Here is a 17,378-nt window from a genome sequence, read left to right on the forward strand (position 1 = left end):
TCGCGCCCTGGTGGTGACGGCGGCCTTCGCCCTGCTCACCGCCGGTTGCGCGTCGACCCCTCCGGAGTCACAGGACAAGCCGGGCGGGCGGTCGTTCACCGTCGCCGCCGCGGGAGATGTTCTCATCCATCCCGAGCTCGTCGAGCAGGCGGCCGAGGACGCGGAGCGGACCGGCAAGGGCCAGGCGGGGCTGGACTTCGGTCCGCTGATGGCCGGTGTGAAGCCGGTGATCAGCAAGGCCGACCTCGCCATCTGCCACATGGAGACCCCTGTGGGCAAGCCCCGGGGCCCCTTCCAGGGGTATCCGGAGTTCCTGGTGCCGCCGCAGATCCTCACGACCTTGAAGGACGTGGGCTACGACACCTGCTCGACCGCCTCGAACCACACCTACGACCACGGCCTGAAGGCCGTCCGCCGCACCCTGGACACCATGGACCGGGTGGGGCTCGGCCACGCCGGCTCGGCCCGCACCCCCGAGGAGGCGGAGAAGATCAACATCCGCGACGTCCGGGGGGTGAAGGTGGCCCACCTCGCGTACTCGTGGGAGTCCTTCCTCAACCCCACGCCCCAGAAGGAGCGCTGGGCCTTCAACCGGGTCAGCACGGACGCCGTCAAGAAGGCCGAGGCACGGGCCCGGCAGCAGGGCGCCGAGGTGGTGATCCTCTCCCTCCACTGGGGCCTGGAGCACTACAACGAACCGAGCGTGCCCCAGATCGAGCTGGCCGAGCGGATCACCGAGCAGACCGGGGTCGACCTCGTGATCGGCCACCACGCGCACGTGGTGCAGCCGATCCAGAAGATCAACGGGACCTGGGTCGCCTTCGGCCTGGGGAACCAGGTGGCCCGGCACTCCTCCCCCTCGGGGCTCACCGAGGAGGGCGCGATCGGCTGGTTCGAGTTCCGGGAGACGGCCTCCGGCTGGAACGTCTCCGCCCGGTACCGCACCACCCTGGTGGACGTCCCGCCCGAGACCGAGCCGGGTGAGAAGCTCTCCGCGGGCGCCGTCGAGGAGCACCGGCTCGTCGACGTCCGGCAGGCGCTCGACGAGCCGGGCGACCTGACACCGGAACGACTCGCCCGCTACCGCCTCGCGGCGGAACGCACGCGCGGGTTCCTCTTCAACCGGGGAGCCCCGGGAGGCGACGGCCTGGCCGAACTCTCCCTGAAGGACTGAGCCCGCACGACGAACCGCTTCGCGCGCACCCGCGTGACGACCCGTGCGAGGAGCGGCCCCCTTCCGGCAGGGCGTCCACAGGAACCAGGAAAGAGCAGCAGTGACATCGAGTAATGCCGCGTACTCCGCGCGGGGAGGACGGCGACGGAACCGCCGACGCGCGGACATGCCGCTTCTGGGCGGCATCCGTCCGCCGATCGCGGTCCTGTGCGTGCTGGTCCTCGCGCTGGCCGGCCTGACGGCCAAGGTGCTGGGTCCCGGCAAGGAGACGATCGTGCCGAAGGCGGTGCTCTCCTCCCAGCAGCACTTCGCGGAGGACGGCGCCATCGCCCTGCGCGCCTCCGTCGACGAGCGGGTCGCGGACCTGGAGCGCACCACCGCGGCACTGAGCGAGGGACGCTCGGTGAAGCCCGAGCGCGTCCTGTCGGACCTGAGTCGGACGTACCAGAAGTGGACCGGCACCACCGTCTTCGACCTGGAGAGCGGAGACGTGGTCGCCGCACGGGGGGAGACGATTCCCCTCGCCTGGCTGGACAAGGACGTCCTCACCGGCGGACAGGCCCTGACGCCCCGCATGGTGCGGTTGAAGACCGGTGACGTCCGCCTGATGACCATGGCCGTCCTGGACTGGCGGGACCGCCCGCAGCAGCTCCTGATCGCGTCGAGCAGCCTCTCCGTACCCGCCATCAACCTCGGCCCGTTCCGCAGCATGGCGGTGGTGACCGAGAAGGGCGAGATCCTGGCCACGGCGGGCTTCGAGCAGGCCGAGGCGCTCAACTCCGACGAGGAGCGCAAGGAGCTGGCCTTCCTCCACAAGGAGATGAGCCGACTGGCCGACGTCGCGGCGAAGCGGACCGAGCAGCATCCCGTGAGCGCGAAGGAGCCCGGTTCGCGCGGCTACCCCGGCGTCAGCGGCTCCCTCGTCGGTGACGCGTACAACGGCCGTGTGAGCACCGCCGGATACGCCTCGCTCGCCTCCTCCGACCCGGAGGACAAGAAGAGCGTGGCCGCCGGTCTCGGTCTGACGGTCGTGGCCCTGCTGCCCGTGGTGGAGCAGCACGGCTCCGACCAGGACCGCGCGCTGTACGGCTTGGCGGCGGCCGGCGTCCTCGTCCTGCTCGGGCTGCTCGCGGCGGCCGTCCTCTGGGCGACCGTGCAGCGTCCCCTGCTGCGCCTGTTCCTGGAGTCGCGGCGGCTCGCCCGCGGCGACCTGACCCGGCCCGTCACGGTGCCCCGCCGGGGCGAGGCCGCCCGCATCGGAGCCGCGCTCGAACGACTGCGCAGGCGTCTGGCCCACGACGACGACGGCGACGGCGGGGCGGGGTCCGGTGGCGCCCCGCGCCGGAAGGTCCGGATCGGTGGGCGCGGCCCTCTCCTCCTGACCGGAGCCCTGCTGCTGGTGTGGTGCGTGCCCGTCGGCCTGCTGCTCAACCGCACGGACGACTCGGTCAGCATTCCGACCAGCATGGTCAACGACCAGCGGGACCGCACCGACCTGATCGCCGACCGGCTGCGCAGGGCGCTCAACGAGGCGCAGGCGGACCTCGTCTCCACCTCCCACCTGATCGGCGCCGCCGACGCCGGGGCCGCGGACCGCCTCCTCGAAGAGGCCCTGGTCAAGCACTCCCGCTACCGGGCCCTGTACGTCGTCGACGCCGACGGGCGCGTCGGTGCCCGCGCGGGCGCCGACCCCCACGACTGGAGCCGCGACGAGGACCTGCCGCTGGTGCGGGTGTCCGGGAAGGGCGGCAAGGTGCCGGTCATCCAGGCCGGCGCCCCGGTGAAGCCGGTGAAGGGAGGGAAGGGCGGCACCCTGGTCGGCGAGATCCGGGTCGAGTTCCTCAACTCCCTGCTGACCCGGCCGGGCCTCGGGGAGGTCCGGGTGGTGGACTCCGAGGGTCTGACCCTCGCCTCCAGCGGCGGCTTCCTGGCCTTCGAGGAACTGCCCCGCGAGACCCTGACCGACCTCGTCCGGGCGGGCGGGATGCGGGTCGGGGCGGGCCCCGTCGAGAACGGCCTGCTCATCCGGGAGGGGAAGGGCGTCACCGTCGCCGCGGCCGCCCCGTTCTCCGGCGGCGGCGTCACGGCCGACATCGGCTGGACCGTCGTCAGTTGGCAGGACGCCGCGCGCTTCCAGATCGCCGCGTACGAGCGCGAGGACCGCAGCGTCCTCGCCGGAATGCTGGGGCTGGCCGCGATCATCCTCTCCCTCGGCTGGATCCACCTGGTGGTCGTGCGCCCCCTGCGGGCGCTGGCCACCAGCGCCGAGAACCTCGCCGACGGCGACCTCAAGACCGTGCTGTACCCCCGCTACCAGGACGAGGTGGGCGCCGTCGTCCGCAGCCTCGAACTCCTGCGCCAGCAGGCGCAGGCCCATCGACACAACCAGGCGCGCCGGTCCGCGGAGCCCCGGCCGGACGGAAGGTGACAAGGCCGTGCTCTACCTCTACTTCGTCCTGCTGATCAGCGGGGTGTCCCTGCTGGTCGCGGGCATCGTGGAACAGCGCAGGCACTACGCCGCCCTGCACGTCATCCCCGCCCGGGTGCTCGTCAACGGCATCCGGGGCAAGTCCTCCATCACGCGGCTGTGCGCGGGGGCGCTGCGCGGCGGCGACCTCGTCACCGTCGCCAAGACGACGGGCACGGCGGCGCGCTTCATCCACCCCGACGCCACCGAGGAGCCGGTCTACCGCAAGTTCGGCATCGCCAACGTGGTGGAGCAGATCGGCATCGTGCGCCGGGCCGCCGCGTACCGGCCCCACGCGCTCGTCATCGAGTGCATGGCCGTCATGCCGGCCCTGCAGGAGGTCAACCAGAGCAAGCTGATCCGCTCCACCATCGGCGTGCTGTGCAACGTCCGCGAGGACCACCTCGCCGAGATGGGCCCCACCCTGGACGACGTGGCCCGGTCGCTGTGCCGCTCCATGCCGGAGGGCGGGATCTGCGTGACCGCGGAGAAGGAGCGGTTCCACATCCTCCAGGAGGAGGCGGACGCCCGGGACTGCAAGCTGGTCTACGCCGACCCCGAGACGGTCAGCGACGCCGAGCTGCGTGGTTTCAGTTGGTTCACCTTCAAGGAGAACGTGGCGATCGCCCTGGCCGTGGCGGAGCTGCTCGGCGTCGAGCGGCAGGTCGCCCTCCAGGGCATGTACGACGCCCCGCCGGACCCCGGCGTCCTCTCGGTGGAGCGCTACGTGGCCCCCGGGGACAAGCGGCTCGCCTTCGCCAACGTCTTCGCCGCGAACGACCCCGAGTCGACCCTGATGAACGTCAACCAACTGCTCGACCTCGGGGCCGTCAGCCGCCCGCTGAACGTCGTGATCAACTGCCGGCCCGACCGCGTCGAGCGCAACGGGCAGATGGGCGAGATCATCCCCGATCTGCGCCCGGACAACGTCTTCGTCATCGGGCACCCCTCGAAGAGCGCCATCGACGCCATTCCCGCCGAGTGGCGGGACCGGGCGGTCGACCTCGGCGGCGAGCGGCGGGCGGCCGAGGAGTTCATGCCGGCCATGTTCGACCGGATGCCCGACGGCTCCTCGCTCGTCGCCATCGGCAACATCCACGGACAGGGCGAGGAGCTGCTCGAATACCTCGCCGAACTGCCGGCGGACGAGAGCGGCGCCCCGACCGGCCCGGACACGCCCGCGGCCGTCGCCCCGCAGCCGATGCACCTCGACCCGTACGCCTCGTACCCCCAGGCCTACGAGGAGCGGTACCAGGTCAGCCAGACCCAGGAGATCCCCCTCGTGCGGATCCCGCCGGAGTACTACCGCCCCGCACCGCACCACGAAGAGCCGCACCACGCCGGATACCACCACGCGGGACCGCACCACGAAGAGCCGCACCACGCCGGTTCCCACCGCGCGGAACCGCACCACGAGCACGGACCGGTCCGGGCTCCGCACGGAGACGGCGGCGAGGAGTCCTTCGGCTGGTTCCACCAGCCGGCCCATGAGGACGAGCCCCCGTCCCCGCGTCCCTGACCGCCGTCCCGCCTCACCACCCGTACACGCGCCCGGAGCCCCCGTTGACCACCGCTGCCCTGACCCCCGAGATGGCCGCCCTGGGCATCGCCATCGGCCTGCTCTTCTCCCTGCTGTGCTACCTCACCACCAACCTCTCCCCCGGCGGGATGATCACACCGGGGTGGCTCGCCCTCACCCTCATCGAGGACCTCCAGCGGGCGGCCATGGTCGTCGGCGTCACCGCCCTCACGTACGCGGGCACCAAGGTCATGCAGCGGCTGGTGATCCTGTACGGCAAGCGGCTGTTCGCCGCGGTGGTCCTCCTCGGGGTGCTGCTGCAGGCCACGGTGATGATCGTGCTCTCGCTCGAGTTCCCGCTGATGTACGGCAACCAGACCCTCGGCTTCATCGTGCCCGGTCTCATCGCCTACCAGTTGGTCCGCCAGCCCAAGGGCCCCACCCTCCTCGCCACGGCCTCCGTCTCGCTCATGGCCTACATCGTCGTCGCCGCCGGTCTGCTGCTCGGCGTCATGCCCGTCGCCTGACCGTCCCCGGCACCCCCAGAAACGAGGAACACCACCCATGGCAGGGAAGAAGAAGTCACGCCCGCTCCTCTCGGGCCTCGCGGTCCTCGGGCTCGTCGCGGCCTCGGGCTACCTCACCCTGGAGCTGCGCGAGCGCGAGGAGCGGGGCGTCACCGAGGTGCGCAACGTCGGCGTGCTCGACGGGGCCGGGAAGCAGGCCGGCGCGGACCGGCAGAAGACCGGGCAGCGGTGGTCCCGCCTGGACAACCCCGCGCGCAGCGTGCTGCGCGGCGCCGACGGCCAGGTCGTGGCGGTCCTGACCGACGGCACGCGCACCGCGAAGCTGACCGGCCCGGCCCGGACCTTCGCCGAGCCGGCCTCCACGGCGTCCAAGGTCTCCACGACGGACTGGGTGCGGATCATGCCCGAGCCCTGGACCAAGGGCGCCGAGAAGGAGAAGTGGTTCAAGGACTGGTACGCGGAGTACGCCGGGAGCGAGGAGGACGACGTCTTCGCCTTCGCCTTCCAGTACGTGGCGGGGGCGTCGCAGCGGAAGGACGCCAAGGGCCTCGCCATCGCGGGCGACGCGAACTTCGGGCCGCTGAACACCACCGGCGCCGAGGGCGGCGACCTGCGCCTCGAACAGTCGGACTTCTACGACTACCTGGGCACGCCGTACCCCTTCCGGGACGGGACCGTCGGAACGCCGGAGGCCATGCGCGCCCGGTCCCTGGACTGCTCCGGCTACATGCGGATGGTCTTCGGCTACCGCGCCCGCTACCCGCTGATGTCCTCGGACAAGTCGGGCGACGGCCTGCCGCGCACGGCCAACGGGATGGCGCGGTCCCGCCAGGGCGTGGACGTCCTGCCGCTGACCGGCGTCACGGCGCAGCACCGCTCCACCGCCGTCGACCAGCTCCAGCCGGGCGACCTCGTCTTCTTCAAGCTCGACGGGCGGACCGGGCAGCGCCTCGACCACGTCGGCATGGTCCTCGGCCACGACACGGAGGGGCACCTGATCTTCGTCTCCAGCCGCGAGGAGGTCAACGGCCCCACCATCGGCGACATCGGCGGCGTCTCCCGGCTCGACGGCAACGGCTACTACGCCAAGGCCCTGCGCAGCGCGAAGCGGCTCTAGGCGCCTCCGGCACGGCCCTCGCGGCCCTCGCGGCCCTTTCGGCCCAGTGGGCCGCCCCGGCCGACTGGCGGGCGGGGCCCGCGGGGGGATGATGGAGTTCCGGCCCCGCGCGGCAGGGGGCCCGGTGTGACATGGAGGAAACGCTCAAGGCGGGCCCGCGCGGGGGTGCCGTGTCGTGTGAGGGAGGCAGAGCACGAGGTGGACGACGAGATCCCGCCCTTCGCACCGGAGTACCGGGGGCTGCCCTTCGCCGGTGAGGCCGCGGGGGCGCTGCTGGACTCCGAGGGCCGGATCATCGGCTGGACGCGCGCGGCGGAGGACCTGCTCTCCCTGTCCGCCGACCGGGCCTGCGGGCGGCACATCGGGGAACTGCTCAAGGATCCGGACACCCGGCACGTGCCGCCGTCCGACCGGTGGCCCGAGGCCTGGTCCGGCGTGGCCGTGGCGCTCACGGGCGCCGGCGGGGAGCTGAGGGTCGACTTCCAGGTCCTGCCGCTCACGGACGCCGGCGCGTGCGCCGGGGCGCCCCGGTACTTCGTCCTGGCGGCCCCCGAGGGGACGGCGGCCCGGTGGCGGCAGGACCAGGCCTTCACCACGGAGCTGTTCCTCCAGGACCGGCTCGGCCTGGCCGTCTTCGACGTGGACCTGCGGCTGGTCAGGACCAACACCCACCTCCTCCCGTACACCGGGCTCGCGCCGGACCTGCGCGGCCGGCGGCTCATGGACTTCCTGTACGCCGAGGACGCCGCGGCCGTCGAACGGCGACTGCGCGAGGTGCTGCGGACGGGGCTGCCGCTGGTACGGGCGGAGGAGACGGTCCGCACCCTGGAGGAGCCCGGGGGCGGGGCGGTGATGGCCATCTCGGCGTTCCGGCTGCAGGCGCCCGACGGGCAGGTCTTCGGGGTGACCGCGCTGTTCACGGACGTCACCGAGCTGCGCCGCACCAGTGAGCGGCTGTCCGTGCTGCACCGCGTGACCGCGGCCGTCGGCGGCTCGCTGTCGGTCGTCGGCACCGCCGAGGACCTGGCGGCGGCGCTCGTGCCGGCGGTGGGCGACCTCTCCGTGGTGGAGATCGCGGAGGAGGTGTTCACCGGCGAGGAGCCCACCCCCGCCCCGGACGGCAGCATGCCGCTGCGCCGGACCGCCGTGGCCGGGCACAGGACGGCGGAGGCACCGCTCGACCACGTCGTCCTGGCCAGGCCCGACGCCCCCGCGAAGCCCGCCGACCCGCTCACCTCGATGACCGTCGCGCTGCGCGCCCGGGGCAGCGTCCTCGGACGCGTGACCGTCCACCGCGACGCCGGGAAGCCGCCGTACGAGGCGGCCGACCTGCACCTGCTGCACGAGATCGCCGGGCACGCCGCGCTCGCCCTGGACAACGCCCGCCGCTACACCCGCGAGCACCGCGCGTCGGTGGGGCTCCAGCGCAGTCTGCTGCCGCCCTCGGAGGCCGAGAACGTCGCCGTGACCACCGCCGGGGTCTATCTGCCCGCCGACACCGGCACCGGCGTCGGCGGCGACTGGTTCGACGTCATCCCGCTCTCGTCGGCCCGGGTCGCCCTGGTCGCCGGCGACGTCGTCGGCCACGGCCTCGCGGCGACGGCGATGATGGGCCGGCTGCGGACCGCGGTCCGCACCCTCGCCGACCTCGACCTGGAGCCGGACGAGCTGCTCGTGCACCTCGACGACCTGGTCTCCCAGCTCGGCGTGGAGACCGACGGGAGCGACGAGTCCGACGACGCGACGGGGCCCGCACGGTCCCGGACCGACCCGATCGGCGCGACCTGCCTGTACGCGATCTACGACCCGGTCTCCCGGCGGCTCGCCATGGCCTCCGCCGGGCATCCGCCGCCGGCCGTGGCGGCCCCGGACGGGACCGTCGCCTTCGTCCCCGTGAATCCCGGGCCGCCGCTGGGCGTGAGCGGGCTGCCCTTCGAGATCGCCGAGGTCGACGTGGAGCCGGGGAGCATCCTCGCCCTCTACACCGACGGCCTGATCGAGAGCCGCGAGCGCGACGTCGACGAGGGCATGGCCGACCTGGCCCGCCACCTCGCGGCGCCGGGGGTCTTCGACACGCCGCTGCGGAGGCTGGGGCGCGAGATCGTCGCGGGCCGCCCCGCCGACCACCTCACCGACGACATCACCCTGCTGCTCGCCCGTACGCGCGCGGTGCCGTCGTACGACCACGTCGTCTGGCCGGTGGCCGCCGACCCGGCCGCCGTGGCGGAGGTGCGCGGGGCCGCGGCCCGGCAGTTGGACGACTGGGGCCTCACGGAGCTGGCCTTCACCACCGAGCTGGTCCTGAGCGAGCTGGTCACCAACGCCATCCGCTACGCCGGCGGCCCGGTCGAGGTGCGGCTGATCCGGGCGGGCCGCCTGGTCTGCGAGGTCTCCGACCCGAGCGCCACCCAGCCCCGCATGCGCCGCGCGCTGCTCACCGACGAGGGCGGCCGGGGCCTGTACCTGGTCGCCCAGCTCACCACCCGGTGGGGCTGCCGCTACACGCGGCACGGCAAGACGATCTGGGCGGAGCAGGAGATCCCGGACGAGGTGGACGCGGGGCGGTAGCGGAACCGGACGGTGGGCCGGGCGACCGGGTCGGGCGACCCGCCCCCGGCCGCGGTCATGGACGGCGCCGGCGCGCCGGCAGGATCCGGTGCCGCTGCGGCGGGTCCGGTACGGGAACCTCGACGGCGCCCTCGTGGACGGCCCGTTCGGCCGTGTCGTCGTCGACGCCCGCGAAGACCAGGACGTCCCGGGCGACCAGCCGTACGCTCTCCCACACGGTGACCGTGGGGGCGGGTCCGGCGTCCGGGGCGTTCCGGACGGCGTCGAGGATCCGGCGGGTCGCGTGCCGGCGGACCGCGCGGCTTCCGGGCGCCGCCGCGAGCGCGTCCAGGGCGCCCGCCAGGGCCCGCAGCACGGGGGCGAACTCCTGGCGGTGCCGGGTGTCCAGGGCGAGGGCTCGGCGGACGAGGGTGAAGCAACTGTTGCCGAGCAGGTCCAGGTGCAGCGCGGTGACCGTCTCCCGGGTGAGGTGCTCCCTGCCGCCGCGCCGGTGGAGGGTGCGGCCGGCGACGGCGGCGCTGTCGGTGCGCGCCCGGCCCAGGTCGTCGAGCAGCGCGTAGACCGCGCGCACCTCGTCCCAGGTCCGGAAGGTCCGTTCGTCGTCCCCGGCGTCCATCTCGCGCGCCGTGAGGCCGAGGGCGTCCGCCAGGCCGGACAGGGTGGTGGACTCGGCCTTCCTCAGCAGGGCGAGGGGGCGCGCGGGGAAGAGGAGCTGGCTGAAGACGAGGGCGACGGCGCCGCCGACGAGCGCGTCCAGGACGCGGTCGCTGCCGGCCTGCCGTCCGGCGGCGACGCAGATGACGGCGCCGACGGCGGCCTGGGCCATGGTGATGCGCTCGCCGTCGAGGACGAGCGCGACGAGGAGCGCGCACAGCACGGCCGCGCCGACGGTGACGGCCCCGTGGCCGAGGAGGTCGAAGGCGAGCTGTCCGACGACGACGCCGCTGATGACGCCGACCAGGACCCGCACGGTGTTGGTGCCGCGCCCGCCCAGAGGGGTGTTGAGGGCGACGAGCGTGGCGATCGGGGCGAACAGGGGGACGTGGTGGTCGATGAGGTCGTCCGCGATCCACCAGGACAGGGCGGCGGCCACGGCCTGCTGGAGCACCGGCCACAGGTTGTCCCCCACGCGCTTTCGGACCCTGGCCATCGTCCCCCTTCCGCCCGTTCCCCGTCAGCCGACGTCCTCGAAGAGGCGGCGTCCCGGCTGGTGCCAGTACTCCAGGTCGGGGAGCCGGTCGGCCGCCTCCGGTCCCCAGGTGCCGGGTTCGTACGGCAGGGGCGGCCCGACGGGATCGAGGACGGGCCCGACGATCCGCCAGCACTCCAGGATCGTGGGGAAGAAGGCGAAGGTCTCGGGGTCGCCGACGACGGCGCCCCGGAGGATGTTCTCGTACGGCAGTTCCTGGCGTCCGAGGACCTTCGCGAAGTCGACGCCGATGGGCACGGTCACCGGGCGTTCCACGCCTTCCCCAGGCTTGCGGAGCATCAGGTCGGCCCGGATGCCGGTGTCCCCGTCGATGCGGAAGCGGATGAGGTTGGGCGGGGTCTCCGCCGCGTCGCCGCCGAAGAGTTCGAGGGGAGGGGTGCGGAGCTGGACGATCACCTCGGTGGCGGTGACGGCCAGCGCCTTGCCGCTGCGCAGGTAGAAGGGGACTCCGGCCCAGCGCCAGTTGTCGATGAACAGGCGGGTGGCGAAGTACGTCTCGGTGGTGGAGTCCGGCCGGACGCCTTCGACCCCGAGGTAGCCCCCGTACTGGCCCCGGACGGTGGCGGCGGGGTCCATGGTGCGGGTGGCGTGCAGGACCCGCCACTTCTCCAGGCCCTGGGCGCGGGCGTTGGAGACGCTGGGCGGGTCCATCGCGAGGAAGGCGAGGACCTGGAGCAGGTGGTTCTGGACGACGTCGCGCAGACAGCCGACGGCGTCGTAGAAGGAGCCGCGGTCGGCGACGTCGAAGTCCTCCGCGAGGGTGATCTGGACGTTGTCGACGTAGGAGCGGTGCCAGATCGGGGCGAGGAGGGTGTTGGCGAAGCGGGCGACCATCAGGCTCTCCACGGCGGTGTTGCCGAGGAAGTGGTCGACCCGCAGCAGGTGGCGGTCGTCGAAGCAGGCGTTCAGTTCCTCCTGGAGCTTGCGCGCGGAGTCCGTGTCGTGCCCGAACGGCTTCTCGACCACCAGGCGGGCGTCGCGGTTCAGGCCCGCTTCGGCGAGGGCGCGGGCGACGGTGGTGAACAGGGACGGCGGGATCGCCAGGTAGTGGGTGACGAAGCGGTGCCCGTCGACGGCCTCGCGGAGCCGGTCGAAGGTGGCCGTGTCGGTGAAGTCGCCGGTGACGATGGACAGGTTCGCCGCGAGCCGGGCGAAGACCTCCTCGTCGAGGTCGGGGACGGCGGCGGCGACCGCCTCCCGGGCGTGCCGGCGCAGCGCCTCGTCGTCCCAGTCCCCGGCGGCGACGCCGATGACGGGGACGGTGAGCCTGTCGTCCTCGGTGAGGCGGTACAGGGCGGGCAGCAGCATCTTCTTGGCGAGGTCGCCGGTGATGCCGAAGAGTACGAGGGCGTCGGCGGTCTCGAGGTCGTCGGGGCCGAGGAGGGTGTCGCTCATCGCGAGCGTCCTTTCTGCGGGGATGCCGTCCCGTCGGGGTCGCCGGAGCGGTCCCGGTGGTCCGGCCCGTGCGGGAAGCGGGCGTCGAGGGCCTCTTCGATCTGCTCGGGGTCGCGGCCGCGGGTCTCGGGCAGGTACCGGCTGACGAAGAGGAACGCGAGCAGGCAGATCCCCGCGAAGATCCAGAAGGTCTCGCCCTGGCCGACGAGGCCGGCCAGGGGCAGGAAGGCGAGGCTGACGACGAAGTTGGACACCCAGTTGACGGCGGTGGAGAGACTCGATCCCTCGGCCCGGACGGACGGCGGGAAGATCTCCCCGATCAGGGTCCAGAAGACGGGTCCGAGGCCTCCCGCGAAGGCGGCGATGTAGATCACCATGAACATCAGGGTCAGTTCCGCGTTCATGTCCACGACGAACGCCAGGCCCAGCAGGAAGATCGAGACCGCCATCAGGCCGAGCGAGACAAGGACCATGGGCCGTCGTCCGACCCGGTCCACCAGCTTGATCGCCACCAGGGTCATGACGAGGTTGATGAGGCCGATGAAGACCGAGTAGAGGATGGCGTTCGAGGCGTCGAGTCCGGTCTGCTGGATGATGGTCGGCGCGTAGTAGATGATCGTGTTGATGCCGCCGAACTGCTGGACGGCGGCGAGGGTGAGTCCGACGATCAGGGCCGGCCGCACGTCGGGGGCCAGCAGCCGCCGGGTCCCCTTCGCGCCCGCCGCCTCGTCGCGCTCCTGCTTCTCGCGGTCCTCGGCCATGCGCCGCCGGGACCGCCGGACCAGTTCGTCGGCCGTCGGCCCGTCGGTCAGGGCGGCGATCCCCCGGCGTGCCGCGTCCTCCTGCCCGTGGGAGATCAGCCACTGCGGCGACTCGGGCAGCAGCCACAGCGTGGCGGCGATCATGAGCAGGGCGGGAACCGCACCGACGGCGAACATCGCCCGCCACGCCTCGCTGCTCGCGAAGGCGAGGTTGACGAGGTACGCGACGAGGATGCCGATCGTGATCATGAGCTGGTTCATGGTGAGCAGCCGGCCGCGGATCCTCGTCGGCGAGATCTCCGAGAGGTAGACCGGCACCGTCGCGGAGGCGGCTCCGACGGAGAGTCCGAGCACGATCCGGCCCGCCATGAGGGTCAGGTAGCCGTTCGCCAGGGCGGCGATCGCGGTGCCGACGACGAACACGACGCCGATGAGGCGCAGGGCCTTGCGTCTGCCGAGCAGGTCGGCGAGGCGGCCCGCCGAGGTGGCGCCGACCACGGCGCCGATGAGCAGGACGCTGACCACGCTGCCCTGTTCGAAGGAGTTGAGGTCGAAGTCCTCCTTGATGTAGAGCAGCGCGCCGGAGACGACGCCGGTGTCGAAGCCGAACAGGAAGCCGCCCAGCGCGATCGCGGCGGCCCAGAGGGTGATCCTCCGTATGCCCTCCGGCGCGACCTCGGTGAGCGGACCGCGGGTCCCCGGCTCTCTGGAAAATCCCTGGACCATGCGACGCCTTCGTCTTCCGGACGCACGCCGTCTCGACGCCCGTCTCCTCGGTGCCCTTTCGGTGCCGTTCGCGATCATCGTCACCGCACGGCGGTGGTGACGACATCTGTGCGGGCGATCGGGTGAACCGGGAGGCCGTGCCGTGTGTCGGTGGGGGGCCGTAGGTTGGGGCCGACCGAGCACCGACCGTCAGCACACCGCGAACAGGACGATCCGCATCATGGGGAACCCCTCCGCCGAGCACGGCGTTCCGCTGACCGACCGCGTCGTGGCCTCCGTCCGCGCCGATCCCGGGCGGCCGGTGCTGGAGTACGACGCGTGGGCGGGGCCCTGGGTGGCGGGAGCGGCGGAGCCGCTGGCCGACGACGTGCTCGCGGGGGCCGTGTTCCCGAGCGGGCGCCCGCTGCCGCCCGGTCTGCGCCGGTGGCTGGCGTTCGACAGCGGTCTGCTGCGCCGGTTCGGCTGGTTCGGCTCCGGGGCGCGCTTCACCCCGCGGACGCTCGGGCGGATCGGCCGCGACGAGTTCGGCGACGGCTGGGGAGCACCCTTCGAGGCGCTGTCGGAGCGCTTCGACGAGTGCTTCCTCCTGCCCGGTGGTTCCGACTCCCGCCGGGTCCTCGCCACGGGCGAGCCGGACGCGTACGGCGAGTACCCGGTGTTCGCGCTCGACGTGGACGACCTGCCGTGCGTCGAGCTGATGTACCCGGGCCTCGACGTCTGCCTGGCGGACACGGCGGGCCTCGTCGCGCGGCCGGAGGGCGGCTACTCCTCGCTCGCCGCCGATCCCGTGTACGGCCCGCGGATGCGGGCCCACGCGCGGAACGCCTTCGCCGGGAGGTTCCACGAGGAGTGCCTGGACTGGCCGGACGCGTGAACCGGACCGGCCGTGATCCGGAAGGCGGCCCTAGCCGATGGTGGGGACCTGGGTGACGAGGCCGAAGGCATCGTGGACGATCCGGACGCGGTTCTCGTCGTACTCCATGGTGACCAGGGCGCCCTCGGGGACGTGGACGACCCGCAGGTCCGGCCGGTCCCGCAGGATCACCTTCTCGGCCCAGGCCTTCGGCAGTCCGAGGGTCTCGGGCCACTGGGTCCTCGTCCCGGTGGGATCCGTCGTACGGGCGCCGGGCAGGGCGGTCGCGTCGAGGACGGCGGGGACCGCGGTGGCGGTGGCGTCGGCGGTCTCCGGGGCCGCGGTGGCGACGGCAGGAGCGATCAGGGCGGTGGCGGAGGCGGCCGCGAGGGCCGCCAGGAGCATCTTCTTCACGTCCGGCAGAACGATTCGCCGCCCCGGCGGTCACCATGGACGGGCTTTCGGTCACCGGTACGGCCCCCATCCGGCGGGCGTCGCCGGGTGGGGGCCCGCGGGGTGGGCGTCGCCGCCGGGCGGGCCGGGAGTGTCGGATCCGTGTCGACAGTGGGGCCGTGATCTGCTGCGGCCGGTGCGGGCTCACTCCGGCCCGTCGCCCAGTTCGGTCCTGACGACCTCTCCCACCAGGCCGCGCAACCAGGCGTGGGCGGGGTCGGCCTCGTAGCGGGGGTGCCAGGCGAGGGAGAGGTGGAGGGAGGGGAGGTCGAGGGGGATCGGGAAGGTGGCCAGGCCGAAGCGGCGGGCCGTGGCCGAGTGGACGCGGTCCCCGAGGATGCCGACGAAGTCGGTGTCGAGGAGGGCGAGGAGGGCCGAGGCGAAGGTCGGGTAGACGGCCACGACCCGCCGCGTCAGGCCGTGTTCGGCGAGGGCCGTGTCGATCGGGCCGGTGAACCGGCCCCGGCGCGAGTAGTTGAGGTGGTCGGCGGCGGCGAACCCGGCGGGGGTGGCCCCGCCGTCCAGGAGGGGGTGCCCGGCACGGGCGACGCCCACGAAGCGGTCCTCCAGGAGCGGTTCGATCCGGGTCTCGGGGCCGGTGCCGGTGACGTTGCCGATCTCCAGGTCGGCCAGGTCCTCGCGGAGGAACTGCACGTCCTGCGGGCCCTCCCCCAGGAACCGGAGGGAGACGCCCGGGGCTTCGGCCCGCATCCGGGTCAGGAGCGGTGCGCCCAGGCGGACGACCAGGGACTCGTCCGCCTGGAGGGTGAAGACCCGTTCGAGACGGGCCGGGTCGATCTCGCCGGCCGGTGCGAAGACGGCGCGGGCCCGTACGACCAGTTCGTGGACCTCGGCCCGTACGGCGAGGGCGCGCGGGGTGGGGACCATGGCCCGCCCGGACCGGACCAGTACGGGATCGCCGAGGGCGCGCCGGATGCGGCCGAGGGTCCGGCTCATCGCGGGCGAGGACAGGTTGAGCCGGTCGGCGGCGCCGCCGACGCTGCCCTCCTCCAGGAGGGCGTCCAGGGCGACCAGCAGGTTCAGGTCCAGATTCAGTTGCATGGCATGCACTTATCTCTTCGCGAAGTTGCATTTGAAGGCAAGTCCGGTGCGAGCCTACCGTGGCAGCACGGCCGGCCGGCCCCCTCCTTCGGTCTCTTCGAACGAAAGATCCTTCCCATGCTCCTGGATGAAGTGCGTCCCGCGCCGCGCCCCGTCGGCCTGCGGGCCGTGTACGCCGTCATGGCGGCGTGCTCCGTGCTGGTGGTGTCGCTCGTGGCGGCGGTCAACCTGGCGATCCCGAAACTGGCGGCGAGCGCGCTCGCGCCCTCCCCCGGCCAGTTGCTGTGGATCGTCGACACCTACGTGCTGGTCTTCGGCTGTCTGCTGATCCCCGCGGGCGCGCTCGGCGACCGGTACGGCCGCAAGGGCGCGCTCCTGACCGGGCTCGCCCTGGTCGCGGCCGGCGCGCTCGTGTCGGCGGCCGCTCCCGGCGTGGCCGTCCTGATCGCCGGCCGGGCCGTCACCGGCGCGGGGGCGGCGCTCGTCATGCCGACCACCCTGTCGCTGATGCTGGAGGTGACCGAACCGGCCGGGCGGCCGCAGGCGGTCGCCGTCTGGACGGCCGCGACCGGCATCGCCGGTGTCGTCGGGAACATCGGCGGGGGCCTGGCCCTCCAGTACCTGCCGTGGCAGGGCCTGTTCCTGTCGGTCGCGCCGCCGGCCGCCGTCCTCGGCCTGCTGGCGGCCCGCTTCGCGCCGCGCGGCGGGCGGCGGCCCGCGACCCTGGACCTGCCGGGCTCGGCCCTGCTCGTCGCGGGCGTCGGCGCCCTGCTGTACGGGATCATCGAGGGGCCCTCGTCCGGCTGGGCGTCCGGGCGGGTGATCGGCGGGCTGCTCCTGTCGGCCGCCCTGCTCGCCCTGTTCGTGACGCGCTCGCTGCGCGCGGAGCGTCCGCTGCTCGACCCGCGCGTCTTCCGCGTCCGCAGGCTGCGGGCCGGTGCCCTCGGCGTCGGGACGGCGTTCTTCGGCCTGTTCTCCCTCTTCTACGTCAACGCCCAGTACCTCCAGTACGCCAAGGGGTACTCGCCGCTGGTCGCGGGCTGCGCGATCGCCCCCCTCGCGATCGGCATGATGATCGCCTCGCGCCACAGCATCCGGCTGGCCGCCCGCTTCGGCGACGGCGTCGTCGCCGTCGGCCTGGCCGCCATCGTCGCCGGTCTGGTCCTGATGTCCTTCGCCACCGCCTCCACCCCGTACCCCCCCTACGCCCTCTTCCTCGTGCTCCTCTCCCTGGGCATGGGCCTGTGCGTCCCCGTCCTGTCGGCCGCCGTCATGACCTCCCTCCCGCAGGACCGGGCCGGTCTGGGGTCGGGGCTGAACGGCGCGACCCGCGAGATCGGCAGCGCGCTGGGCGTCGCCGTCATGGGGACGGCGCTCTCCTCCCACGGCTCGGAGGTCTTCTCCACCGCGATGTCCTTCGGCTTCCGCGTGGTCGCCGGTCTCGTCCTGGCCGTGTCCCTCGTCACGCTCGCGTGGTGGCGCGGCGGCGACGGGGCGCTGAAGGCGCAGGTGAGGTGAGTCCGGGCCGCCGGCGGCGGTCCGGCGG

At 73.2% G+C, this 17,378-nt stretch carries 13 protein-coding genes; 8 read left to right on the forward strand and 5 right to left on the reverse strand.

Annotated elements, in window-relative coordinates; genetic code table 11:
- Positions 1-7: 7 nt before the first annotated feature.
- From ACFYNX_RS00465 to ACFYNX_RS00490, 6 genes are all read left to right on the forward strand, one after another.
- A complete protein-coding gene (locus ACFYNX_RS00465) occupies positions 8-1,174 on the forward strand; it encodes a CapA family protein (protein ID WP_388657778.1) in 1,167 nt (388 codons plus the stop codon).
- A 166-nt stretch (positions 1,175-1,340) separates the two neighbouring features.
- Complete coding sequence (locus tag ACFYNX_RS00470; protein ID WP_388656016.1) at positions 1,341-3,602, forward strand: HAMP domain-containing protein; 2,262 nt, start codon at positions 1,341-1,343, stop codon at positions 3,600-3,602.
- Positions 3,603-3,609: 7 nt separating this feature from the next.
- Positions 3,610-5,160 carry a poly-gamma-glutamate synthase PgsB gene (pgsB, locus tag ACFYNX_RS00475; protein WP_388656019.1) on the forward strand — a complete coding sequence of 517 codons (1,551 nt, stop codon included), beginning with the start codon at positions 3,610-3,612 and terminating at the stop codon, positions 5,158-5,160.
- Between the two features lie 44 nt (positions 5,161-5,204).
- Positions 5,205-5,687, forward strand: coding sequence for a poly-gamma-glutamate biosynthesis protein PgsC/CapC (locus ACFYNX_RS00480; RefSeq protein WP_125664275.1), 483 nt, complete (start codon positions 5,205-5,207; stop codon positions 5,685-5,687).
- A gap of 37 nt (positions 5,688-5,724) precedes the next feature.
- On the forward strand, positions 5,725-6,804 hold the full coding sequence (locus ACFYNX_RS00485) for a C40 family peptidase (RefSeq protein WP_388656022.1): 1,080 nt from the start codon (positions 5,725-5,727) through the stop codon (positions 6,802-6,804).
- A gap of 177 nt (positions 6,805-6,981) precedes the next feature.
- Positions 6,982-9,372: a SpoIIE family protein phosphatase gene (locus ACFYNX_RS00490; protein ID WP_388656025.1), complete on the forward strand. Its 2,391-nt coding sequence runs from the start codon at positions 6,982-6,984 to the stop codon at positions 9,370-9,372.
- Between the two features lie 55 nt (positions 9,373-9,427).
- Here the strand turns inward: ACFYNX_RS00490 and ACFYNX_RS00495 are convergent, their stop codons facing one another.
- Genes ACFYNX_RS00495 through ACFYNX_RS00505 form a run of 3 tightly spaced genes read right to left on the reverse strand, consistent with a single transcriptional unit; the run spans position 9,428 to position 13,464 of the window.
- Positions 9,428-10,522, reverse strand: a complete 1,095-nt coding sequence (locus ACFYNX_RS00495) for an FUSC family protein (RefSeq protein WP_365545707.1) — start codon at positions 10,520-10,522, stop codon at positions 9,428-9,430.
- Between the two features lie 24 nt (positions 10,523-10,546).
- Entirely contained in the window at positions 10,547-11,977 is a 1,431-nt protein-coding gene (gene zwf, locus ACFYNX_RS00500) for a glucose-6-phosphate dehydrogenase (protein WP_388656028.1), read from the reverse strand.
- A complete protein-coding gene (locus tag ACFYNX_RS00505) occupies positions 11,974-13,464 on the reverse strand; it encodes a sugar porter family MFS transporter (protein ID WP_388656031.1) in 1,491 nt (496 codons plus the stop codon). Before ACFYNX_RS00505 ends, zwf begins: the two co-directional genes overlap by 4 nt.
- Before the next feature lie 220 nt (positions 13,465-13,684).
- Between ACFYNX_RS00505 and ACFYNX_RS00510 the strand changes: the two genes are divergently transcribed.
- A complete protein-coding gene (locus ACFYNX_RS00510; RefSeq protein ID WP_388656034.1) occupies positions 13,685-14,338 on the forward strand; it encodes a hypothetical protein in 654 nt (217 codons plus the stop codon).
- A 30-nt stretch (positions 14,339-14,368) separates the two neighbouring features.
- Here ACFYNX_RS00510 and ACFYNX_RS00515 read toward each other — a convergent pair whose 3' ends face one another.
- Both ACFYNX_RS00515 and ACFYNX_RS00520 read right to left on the reverse strand, forming a co-directional pair.
- On the reverse strand, positions 14,369-14,722 hold the full coding sequence (locus ACFYNX_RS00515; RefSeq protein WP_388657781.1) for a serine protease inhibitor: 354 nt from the start codon (positions 14,720-14,722) through the stop codon (positions 14,369-14,371).
- A gap of 192 nt (positions 14,723-14,914) precedes the next feature.
- The gene (locus ACFYNX_RS00520) at positions 14,915-15,832 is read right to left on the reverse strand and encodes a LysR family transcriptional regulator (RefSeq protein ID WP_365545696.1); all 918 of its coding nucleotides are present in this window, start codon (positions 15,830-15,832) and stop codon (positions 14,915-14,917) included.
- A gap of 117 nt (positions 15,833-15,949) precedes the next feature.
- Here ACFYNX_RS00520 and ACFYNX_RS00525 point away from each other — a divergent pair, with 117 nt between their 5' ends.
- Positions 15,950-17,350, forward strand: a complete 1,401-nt coding sequence (locus ACFYNX_RS00525; protein WP_388656037.1) for an MFS transporter — start codon at positions 15,950-15,952, stop codon at positions 17,348-17,350.
- The last annotated feature ends 28 nt before the right edge of the window (positions 17,351-17,378 follow it).

The sequence above is a fragment of the Streptomyces sp. NPDC007872 genome (genome assembly GCF_042868165.1).
GTDB lineage: Bacteria > Actinomycetota > Actinomycetes > Streptomycetales > Streptomycetaceae > Streptomyces.

Bases quoted from the DNA above. Each gene is read 5' to 3' on its own strand.
- ACFYNX_RS00470 (WP_388656016.1), top strand. From the start codon at position 1,341: ATGCCGCTTCTGGGCGGCATCCGTCCGCCGATCGCGGTCCTGTGCGTG.
- ACFYNX_RS00485 (WP_388656022.1), top strand. From the start codon at position 5,725: ATGGCAGGGAAGAAGAAGTCACGCCCGCTCCTCTCGGGCCTCGCGGTC.
- ACFYNX_RS00495 (WP_365545707.1), bottom strand. From the start codon at position 10,522: ATGGCCAGGGTCCGAAAGCGCGTGGGGGACAACCTGTGGCCGGTGCTC.
- zwf (WP_388656028.1), bottom strand. From the start codon at position 11,977: ATGAGCGACACCCTCCTCGGCCCCGACGACCTCGAGACCGCCGACGCC.
- ACFYNX_RS00505 (WP_388656031.1), bottom strand. From the start codon at position 13,464: ATGGTCCAGGGATTTTCCAGAGAGCCGGGGACCCGCGGTCCGCTCACC.
- ACFYNX_RS00510 (WP_388656034.1), top strand. From the start codon at position 13,685: ATGGGGAACCCCTCCGCCGAGCACGGCGTTCCGCTGACCGACCGCGTC.
- ACFYNX_RS00515 (WP_388657781.1), bottom strand. From the start codon at position 14,722: ATGCTCCTGGCGGCCCTCGCGGCCGCCTCCGCCACCGCCCTGATCGCT.
- ACFYNX_RS00520 (WP_365545696.1), bottom strand. From the start codon at position 15,832: ATGCAACTGAATCTGGACCTGAACCTGCTGGTCGCCCTGGACGCCCTC.
- ACFYNX_RS00525 (WP_388656037.1), top strand. From the start codon at position 15,950: ATGCTCCTGGATGAAGTGCGTCCCGCGCCGCGCCCCGTCGGCCTGCGG.